The organism is Mesorhizobium sp. M4A.F.Ca.ET.020.02.1.1, assembly GCF_004022645.1.
Taxonomy (GTDB): domain Bacteria; phylum Pseudomonadota; class Alphaproteobacteria; order Rhizobiales; family Rhizobiaceae; genus Mesorhizobium.
In genome coordinates, this window is the sequence record NZ_RZOI01000179.1 from 1 (window position 1) to 9,243 (window position 9,243).

At 61.3% G+C, this 9,243-nt stretch carries 7 protein-coding genes and 1 tRNA gene; 1 reads left to right on the plus strand and 7 read right to left on the minus strand.

The features are described from left to right. Nucleotides 1–17 precede the first annotated feature (17 nt). The 7 genes from EN742_RS13905 to phaC form a co-directional block, all read right to left on the minus strand. Nucleotides 18–386 (minus strand): hypothetical protein, encoded by a 369-nt coding sequence (locus EN742_RS13905; protein WP_128332919.1) that lies wholly within the window; start codon nt 384–386, stop codon nt 18–20. 95 nt (nt 387–481) lie between these two features. After that, a complete protein-coding gene (locus EN742_RS13910; protein WP_128332920.1) occupies nt 482–1,024 on the minus strand; it encodes a hypothetical protein in 543 nt (180 codons plus the stop codon). Nucleotides 1,025–1,848: 824 nt separating this feature from the next. Then, nucleotides 1,849–4,485 carry a DUF5906 domain-containing protein gene (locus tag EN742_RS13915; protein ID WP_128332921.1) on the minus strand — a complete coding sequence of 879 codons (2,637 nt, stop codon included), beginning with the start codon at nt 4,483–4,485 and terminating at the stop codon, nt 1,849–1,851. Nucleotides 4,486–4,549: 64 nt separating this feature from the next. After that, nucleotides 4,550–4,738 carry a helix-turn-helix domain-containing protein gene (locus tag EN742_RS13920; protein WP_128332922.1) on the minus strand — a complete coding sequence of 63 codons (189 nt, stop codon included), beginning with the start codon at nt 4,736–4,738 and terminating at the stop codon, nt 4,550–4,552. Between the two features lie 285 nt (nt 4,739–5,023). Then, nucleotides 5,024–5,098, minus strand: a tRNA-Glu gene (locus tag EN742_RS13925). Between the two features lie 191 nt (nt 5,099–5,289). Further along, nucleotides 5,290–6,429 (minus strand): YcbK family protein, encoded by a 1,140-nt coding sequence (locus EN742_RS13930; protein ID WP_245455454.1) that lies wholly within the window; start codon nt 6,427–6,429, stop codon nt 5,290–5,292. 326 nt (nt 6,430–6,755) lie between these two features. After that, a complete protein-coding gene (phaC, locus tag EN742_RS13935; protein WP_128332923.1) occupies nt 6,756–8,591 on the minus strand; it encodes a class I poly(R)-hydroxyalkanoic acid synthase in 1,836 nt (611 codons plus the stop codon). A 97-nt stretch (nt 8,592–8,688) separates the two neighbouring features. On the opposite strand from phaC, the gene EN742_RS13940 reads away from it, so the two are divergent. Beyond that, nucleotides 8,689–9,096, plus strand: coding sequence for a hypothetical protein (locus EN742_RS13940; protein WP_127407160.1), 408 nt, complete (start codon nt 8,689–8,691; stop codon nt 9,094–9,096). Nucleotides 9,097–9,243: the final 147 nt, after the last annotated feature.

Below are 9,243 nucleotides of genomic sequence, written 5' to 3' on the forward strand. Positions count from 1 at the left end.
ATCAATGATCTTTGCCATTAGATTTTACCTTTAAGGTCCGCCGGGAGTGCGATGCGATGCAGCCGCGCAAATTCGAGGGCGCGCGTCTTCATTCGGCCGGCGTGCTGCGTGATTTCGCTCTGGCGCTCAACTGCGGCCTCAGCCTCTGCCAGGACTTCCCGAGCTTTGCGGTAGTCAGTCGGCCATTCGGATCGAGGGACATGATCCCAATTCTTGCTTTCGTAAACGCCTGGTACGTCGCTCTGCGGATTGATCTTGGCTTCGATGGCTCGAACGACTGACTTCGCGTCGCGAACACCTTCCATCGCCTCTCGTGAGGCGGCAAAAGCGGCGTCGGCCTCGGTCACAAACTTGCGCAGGCGGCTCATTGAGATTGATACGGTCACAGGAGGCTTTCCTTCTTCGAAAAGCACTATGCCCCGGCGTCCCGGTGCAGCGTCGGCCGAACGTGCACCGGGCACAGGGAAAGAGTCTCTGTCGATTACAGCCCTCCCTTTTCCCAAATCGCCGGCTGAGAGGCCAACGCTTCCGCCTCGAAGTAGCTGGGGCGCGGACGCTTTGCGATTTCCACCAGTGCGTTTCGCAGCAACACTTCCAACGCCGCCGCAAGCTTTGGGTGATCAACATCAAGCTCCGCCGCGATTTCCGCGCCGTAGCGGCTCGGAATATTCAGTATGTTGTCCCGCAACGTGCGCACCATGGCACGAACGCCAATTGCAGCGGCATGCTTGGATATTAGTTCCCCGCGCCGGACGGCTAACTCGGTCTCCGCGCGATCAGCTTGCAGCGTCACCAGCCTGACCCGCGCGGCGAGAAGCTCGCCGTCGTCGCTGTTAGCGCTCCCCTGCGGCCTCCCAGGCGAAGCATTTACGTTTTCGCGTATCCACCGAAGCGCCGCATCAATGCGGACTTGCCCCTGTGAAGTGCAGGGCAATCCCGCTTTCACAAGCTGCGATATCCGCGCCTTCGACGCATTGAGACGTTTCGCGAAAGCGCTCTTCGATTCAGTCAGTTCTAGCGCCATTGCAGCACCCCTTCGGTTGACAGTTAAGAATTTTTTCCTGCGAGCCAGACGCTAGAGAGAACGTGCAGCTGCGTGTTCCCCTCACCCCTGGCGTACCGGGGGAAGGACCCGTTATTTTCTGATGTCCCGCCGAATGGTGTCGAGGTGGGGGACTTCCCCTCCGCAAAGCTCGATGATGTGAGCTACAGAACGCCAAGGATCGAGTAGGGGTGTGCCTGTTTGCTTGTCATCGTATTGGCTCCGGTGCCTCAAGTAGTGCTTGGCATCGGCGACAAGTGAACGGGCAAAGGTTCGGTCCCCGGTGCATTCGGCGTAGCGCGGCTCATTCATACGAAGGTGGCGGAGGCGAAGGCCGCGTGCCCGCTGTCTCTCACCACTGTTCTCGGGGATGATGTCGAGCCCTGCCAGAAGGCGGTCACACTCCCTAAGCACTCGGCCCTCATCTGTGCCAATGAAGTGTTCTGCGAGCTTTCGAATGATCGCTTGTGCGCGATGAATCCCCTGTCGGTTGAGAGGTGGAGGTACGGGGTCGCCATAGGTGGCGCGACGGGCGGGGCGGTCTGCATGGTCAAGCATAATTGCCTCGGTAGTAGGGGCGGTAGGGCGCCAAGTGGGTGAATGCTCGGCTAACCCATTGAAAGTAGGAGCGGGTAGGGCTGGTAGGGGCCAACCGGAAACTCTTCTTAGGATTGTTGGTGAGCACTGAATTCGAGTCAGGGAACGGCTGATGTCTAGTAGTTTTTGAAAATGGCCCTACTGCCCCTACCGTAGCTACTTTCAATGACTTAGCGGCCGGTTTTTGCAGTTCTGCCCCTACCGTGCCCCTACCGCCTTTCATGATCTTCATAGTTCCCATCCTCGGTAGCGGGTTCGTTTGAGATTTCGGCATAGACAACCGCGTAGCCGTTGATAGTTGCGAAGCGGAGGTCGGGAACTGTCTTGAGCGCTGACCAAAACGCATCGGGTTCGACAATCTTGGACGGTGAGAAACCTTCGGCGAGCGCCCAGGCGCGAAACGCGGCGTAAACCTCCAATCGCCGAGGCCACCCGCTGTAGGGCTTCTTTGTAGCGGGGATCAGGAACCGGGCGGCCCATTCCTTAACCGGGTCGGCTCGCCCCCATTCTGCGATGCGATCAGCCGAAGAGGGCGGCAAGGTGAACTTGCCGTTGCGAGATAGGCGTAAGGCGCCAGCAACTGCGAATGACAGAAGGGCGGGCGCCTCTTCCGCCACAATCCGTTCAGCGATTTGGGGAATACGCTCGCCGACAGGTATCGTCCGGTTGAAGCTGATCGGAAGGACGCGGCGACGAATGCCTCTATCAAAGCCGTTGGTGAAGCGCGGAAGTGCATTGCAGGAAAAGGTGTGCAACGCCTTCGGGGTGAACTCGATGGCAGGCGAATAGACATCGCGGCCGACGATGCGCTCTCCGAGGACCGCTTTCTTGAACTCGGCGGAATCGATTGCTTTGCCGTCCACCTCATCCACCACGTTGGCGAGGCGGCCGATCAGGCGGACCCGGTGCTTTTCGTCGGCAAAGTATGTGGGTGCCAGAGAGATAACGGCGCCGGGCGGTAGTAGGGCTCGGAGCAACGCCAGTATTTGCGACTTGCCGTTTTCGGCTGTCTCACCGATCAAGAATAGGGCGAGGGGATTCGTGATCCGGGTAGCTTGGCCGCTGATTGCGGCACCAAGCATTTCGCCGATAAGCGAGATCTTTGCTTCTGCATCATCATCCCCTTTGAATGCACCGTTGAGAAGCCGGTGCAAGAGAGTATCGGCGGCGGGCAACTCAGGCAGCGAAGGGTCGCATTGTGCGCTAAGCGCCCAACGCGCCCTCTGATCAGGGGCATGGCGAGGCACTAAGACGACGCCGCCGGCATCGAACCTTACGAACCCGTTTGCGACGCAAATCCCGACTGGCGCCTGTTCGAAAAAGCCGCGCTCGGAATCCCGAGACCTCAACAGTTCGATTTCAATCTCTTCGATGATGCCTTTTCGAAGAGTAGGCCCCATGGCGATGCTACGCCGTCCCGCCGGCTGTCCGTCCAGTTCGGAAATCAGGGGGCCAAGGTCGTGCTTGTCATCGACGCGGTGCCAGTGCGTCCCGTGAAATACGTACACGGCACCCTCGTCAAAGACGATGTCGGTGAAGTTGCGCCGAAGCACATTGACGATGTTGCGCGCCAGGTGAGTGGGGCTCGCCGATTCAAGTTCCAGACCGGCGACGCTTAGATTTCGAATTTCGTTCGGAGAGGGCGGCACAAACGGCGGCATTTCGCCCCGCCGATCCACTTCCAAGTTTTGGCGCGGCGGGTTGTTATCGTCCGCTTCCGGTTTCGGATTGAGCACGGCGTCGATGACTTCGCGGACCGCGTCGACGCCGCTTTTGCGGGCGAGGTCATCGAAGTCTGTAAGCTCAATTTCGGCGTCGTCAAACACAGGGAAGGCGACCACGCCGCCAACGGCTTCCGCTGCATCCTTCGCCTTGGTGACCCCTGGGTTCATCCGCTGGTCCGGCATCTTCACAAGCCGGTCGTTGTCAGCCGCGAAGATGATGCGGGCATTCGGATACTTCGCCCGTATCGCCTTTGAAACCGGGCCGAGGTTGCCGGCGTCGAACGCGGTGATAGTGAGGAATCCAGTAGCTTGGTGGACACGGGCGGCGGTGCTGTAGCCCTCGGCTATGGCAACGGGGAACTCGGCGCCAGGATCTTCGGGCCGCTTGCCGATGGGATGGTAATTGCCCTCTTTCGCGGTGCCCTTGAGAAAGCGTTTCGTGCCGTCATCGCCGATAAGCTGGACGCTGATAAGCTCGGCCCCAGGCGTGTACAGCGGAACGACGAGGGAACCGGCGCGGGCGGTGCGCGGGTCTTCCTCGGGGTCCACCGTGTATTTGACGTTTTGCTTCAGGCGCCTGAGACCGGGGAACGGCGGAAGGTCTTTCCTCGCGAGGTAGGGGTGCGCGGCCGGCGCCTTCTCGGTCGACGCCATGATGAGGGCGGCAGCGGCGGCAGCGGCGGCGTTGAGCGCGGCCCGCTCTTCCTCGCGCTGGCGTTGCGTGTCCGCCATGCGTTGCTTGAGGGCTGCGCGTTCCGCCGCCGTCATCGTGGACGGGCGCTTTTCCGTCCAAGTATCTTGCAGGCCGGTTTGCAGATCGCCGAAGGCGCCCGAGGCCGGGGCGTCCAAATGCAGCACATAATAGATGTGTTGGTTCTTCGCCTTTTTCTTGCCCTGGGCATTGGCGCGATGCACCTTCCCGTCAGCTATCGGGTGCGATGCCCCGCGCGCGTTGGCGGTGTCCATATGGACGCCCGCCGAACGCATCGCTTCGAGGAATTCAAGGATTTTCTGTTCATCGCTCGGATGCCTGGCGTTTGCATTTTGCAAACGCGACGCTGATGCGAAGTCTTCGGCAACGGGCTGTTGCTCGCTCGATGGCGACTCATTAGAATGGTCCACGGTCAATCCGCCTGAAATCTGAGAATGCAAAGCCCGCCGGTTGCAGCCAGGCGGGCTTTTTGCCTTAGGCGGCTTGGACGCAAGCCTTAATGGGCAGATTGTCGAGATATCGCATCAACTCATCGTGCGAGATAAGCAGCCTGCGGCCCGACTTCCTGAATATAAGCTTTCCCTTTTTGATCTCGTTGTAGATGTGGCCGTTAGAAAGACCAAATGAGATCAAGTCTTCACGGGAATAAAACGGCTTCTGCATTGCTGCCTCCTGCTGGAATTACGTGATATGTCACCGTATTCCACCCGCTATCGCTCTCGGAATTGCAGGATGGTGGGAACGCAGGCTCTTGACATCGCCGTAGCGAGTTCCTGCACCTTGCCGCACCCAGGAGAGAGGCATTCTCCTACGGGATTATAGGTGCGACAATGTCAGCACCGGTCAATTTCCACCCGATGCCACGGAAAGTCACAGCCTTCCGCAGGGCGCATATTAGACGAATATCAGACGAGTTGAGGGGAGTTTTCGCTAAGTGCTTGATTTTGCTGGTACGCCCAAGGGGAATCGAACCCCTGTTACCGCCGTGAAAGGGCGGTGTCCTGACCGCTAGACGATGGGCGCGCTCAGATGAAGCGGCTTATAATTGCGTTGTTCGCAGCCGGCAACCCGTCTGCCGCTGCCTGCGACAACTTTTTTCTAGAGTGGCAAAAACCGCTCTTTCGGCGAGCCAAAGGCGCGGTTTTCGGCCTCGCGTAATCTTCCGGGATGTTCGGTGCTTTGCCTCGGCCGGCAGAAGTAAGCCGCCGCCGTCGCTAGCCGCGCCGGCGGCAGCGCCAGTTCCAGTCGCGCTCGGGGCCGACGTCGACATGGACGGATTCGGTGTGGCAATAGGTGCCGACGCCGCCGCGGCCGGGCATGGTACGGATGTAGCTCGCCAGCTCCCATTTGGAGACGCCGGGAACCTGGATGTCGGCGGCGGCGCAGTACATGTGCAGCGAATTCTTGGCGCCGTTGGCGCGGCGGTTGCGGGCCGGGTCGCGATAGCCTGAGGTGACGACCATCTTGCGGCCATAGTGGCCCTCGATCGTCTTCAGCACGCGCACCAGCGACGGCTTCAGGCAGGCGACGTCGACGCTTTCGTTCTGCTTCAGCAGGCCATTGGGCGCCAGCCTCGCCATGCCGGCGGCCGACGCCACCTGGTAGGAGCCGCCCTCGTCCTCGTTAAGGTCGACGTCGCTCTCATCGTCGATGCCGGATTTGCGCTTGATCTCGAACAGCGCGGTCTGGCGCACGCCGGGCAAGGCATCGGCGCCGGTGATGTGATTGCTTGGATCGTCGAGCGAGGCCAGTTGCACCGGCTTTTCGGCCGGGGTGGCGGAAGCGAGCGTGATGATCGGCTTGGCGGGCGCAGTCGCCTTGGCAACGGCCGGCTGCTCGCCCGAGCGCGCGTTGACCAGCGGCGCTGGGGCTGCCGAGGCCGGCGTGGTGCTGAACAGCGAGGCAAACAGGCCCTTCTTCGGCGCGGCGATCTGCTGCTGGGGTGCTTCGCCCGCCGTCACGTAGACGCCGTTGTTCATTGGCTGCGCGGCCGCCGCTTCAGCCTGCGGCTTGGGCGCGGTCGCGGCGGCGTCGCCAGCAGCGACCTGCTGGGCCACGACCTGTGTCTGTTCGGCTGTCTGCGCGGGCTGAACCAGCGGCTGCGGCGTGTTGCCGGCCACGGTGTCGGCACCGGCCGGCACGTTGATAGGGAAGGCCGATCCCGGCTTCGTCACCGGCACGTAGGCGACCTTTTCAGGCAAGGGCTTGTCGCCATCACCCATTACGGTCGATATCGCCTCCGAAGAGGCCGAAGTCACCTGCAGCGACGAATCGGTTGATGTTGCTGGCTTGGCGCTGGTTGCAGCGCTCATCTCGGTGGAGGTGGCATTATAGCCGGGCATGCCGACCGACATGGTGGGGTCGCCGGCGGAGGTGCAGGAGGCCAGAAGCACGGAGAAAAGCGCTGCCGCAATGCTGCGACCTTCCCTCCGCGCGAGACGCCAACCACCTGACTTCAAAACTAAATTCCCCCTCGGTAGCCGGCCGGCTCGTCATCGCCGCAGCGTTCTACGCCCCTCGCTACGACTGTTCTGTTCCCAAACCGGAAACGGGACCTGTGTCAAATCTGCAAGCCTCGGAAGTAATCGTTTTTTCCAGGCGAATTGAAGCCACCAGATAGTTGACGCCACCATTTCGACCTGTTTTGACGGGCCGTCAACTCACCAGACATTACAGTCTGTTACACGCGCACCTTGACATAGGTGCCCGGCGCATCCCCCAAGGTTTTCATATGCTTGCCGGGTTTGCGCGCCTGCACGCGCGCGTTGTTCTGGGTTTCGACCCAGTGCTGCCAGTGCGTCCACCAGGAGCCGGGATGCTCCACGGCCGAGGCGAACCACTGGCCGAAGTCGCCCACCGGCTTGCCGCCCGTCCAGTACTGGTACTTGTTCGCGGTCGGCGGATTGACGACGCCGGCGATGTGGCCGGAGCCGGCCATCACATACTCGACGCTGCCGCCGAAATAGCGCGAGCCGAGGAACACCGAGAGCGCCGGCGCGATGTGATCCTCTTTGGTCGCCAGGTTATAGACGGGGATCTTGATATCGGCCAGCGAGACGGTGCGGCCGGCAAGCTCCATCGTGCCGCGCGACAGATTGTTCTCGAGATAGCAGTTGCGCAGGTAGAAGGAATGGTTGGCCGCCGCCATGCGGGTTGAATCGGCGTTCCAGTACAAGAGGTCGAAGGGCAGGGGATCCTTGCCGCGCATGTAGTTGTTGATGACATAGGGCCAGATAAGGTCGCCCGAGCGCAGCATGTTGAAGGCGGTCGCCATCTTGGTGCCGTCGAGATAGCCCTTCTCGTTCATCGAGCGCTCGACCGCCGCCACCTGATCCTCGTCGACGAACACTTTCAGGTCGCCGGCATGGGTGAAGTCGACCTGCGTGGTGAAGAAGGTCGCCGATTTGATGCGGTTGTCGCCTTCCTGCGCCAGCAGCGCCAGGGCCGCCGCCAGCAGCGTGCCGCCGACGCAATAGCCGATGGCGTTGACGTCCTTCTCGCCGGTGGCCTTCTCGACCATGTCGAGGCCGTATTGCAGGCCTTCGCGGATATAGGCTTCCCAACCCTTGGAACCGTGGCGCTCGTCTGGATTGATCCAGGAGATGACGAAGACGGTATGGCCTTGCTCGATCGCCCAGCGGATGAAGGATTTCTGTGGGTTGAGATCGAGGATATAGAACTTGTTGATCCATGGCGGGCAGATCAGCAAGGGGCGCTTGAGCACTGTCTCGGTCGCCGGATCGTATTGGATGATCTCGGCGACGTCGCTGCGGCCGACCACCTTGCCGGGCGTCGTCGCTACGTTCTTGCCGATCTCGAAGGGCGAGTAGTCGGCCTGGCTGAGCTTCAGGTCGCCCTTGCCGGCGGCGATGTCCTCGGCCAGCATCTTCATGCCGCGTACCAGATTCTCGCCATTGGACGCGACGGTCTCGCGAAACAGCTCCGGATTGGTCAGGATGAAGTTCGACGGCGCGATCGCGTTCGACACCTGCTTGACGTAGAAGCTGGCCTTGTGGCGGGTGTGCTCGTCGAGCCCCTCGGCATGCTCGACCAGATCGCCTGCCCAGCGCGAGGTGACGAGATAGGCCTGCTTGAGGAAATCGAAGAAGGCGTTGCGGCCCCATTCCGGGTCCTGGAAGCGCTTGTCGCCGCGTTCGGGCTTGACGGCGTCGTCCGGCGCCTCGGCATTCGGGCTGACGCGCTGGATGGCGTTTGCCCACACCGTCATGTAGCCGGCGAAGAGCCGCGTCTGCGCTTCCAACGCGCGCTGCGGATCGGAGAGCCAGTATTCGCTGAGCTTAGAGAAGGTCTTGACCATGTCGACCACCGGCTCGGCGACATGGTCGCGCACCTCCCCCTTCTCGCGCGGCTCGGCCCAGGCGGAAGCCGCCTTGCCGGCCTGCTCGATCATACGCGCCATGTTCAACGCGAAGCGTTCAGGGTCCTTGACCAGATACTGCTCGACCGTCGAAGGTCCGCCATCTTCCGCTTTGTCCGAATCGGGCGCTTTGGACATGGTTCGCGGGGTTCCTCCCGGGGCGTTTTCTTGACATATTATCATGGGACATCTGACCGGGTCCAACACGCTCTAACCCGGCTGCCAGGAAAACAATATGACGATTAATATTGGCAAGACGGTTTTTTCGGCAAGCGCACGCATTTGCCGCATGGCCGCGGCGATGGCCTTGCTGTCTGCCGGTCTGGCGGCGGGCGGCTGCTCGACGAGCAACACCACGAACGCGGCGCCGGTCGCCGGCGTCGAAGGGCCAAAGGACACCGGTTCCTATCCGAACCTCAACATCCCGCCGCAGGTGGCCGCCAAGCAACTCACCAAGGAGGAGACCGACGCCAAGCTTGCCCAGTTGAAGGGCGAGCAGCAGGCGCAACTCGCCAAGAGCGGTGGCGGCGACCAGACCGCAAGCCCGGCGGCGCTCAACTCGCTGGCCAAGAACCATGGCGATCAGGCGCTGAAGCAGATCGAGACGAAATGCGATCCCGCCCTCGACCCTAGCTGCAATTAGGGATATATCGCGCGCCGAAACCACCTTTGAATGTCTGGAACTGACATGGAAGAATTTCACAAGGTCCGCCGGCTTCCGCCTTACGTGTTCGAGCAGGTCAACCGGCTGAAGGCCAGCGCCCGCTCGCGCGGCGCCGACATCATCGAC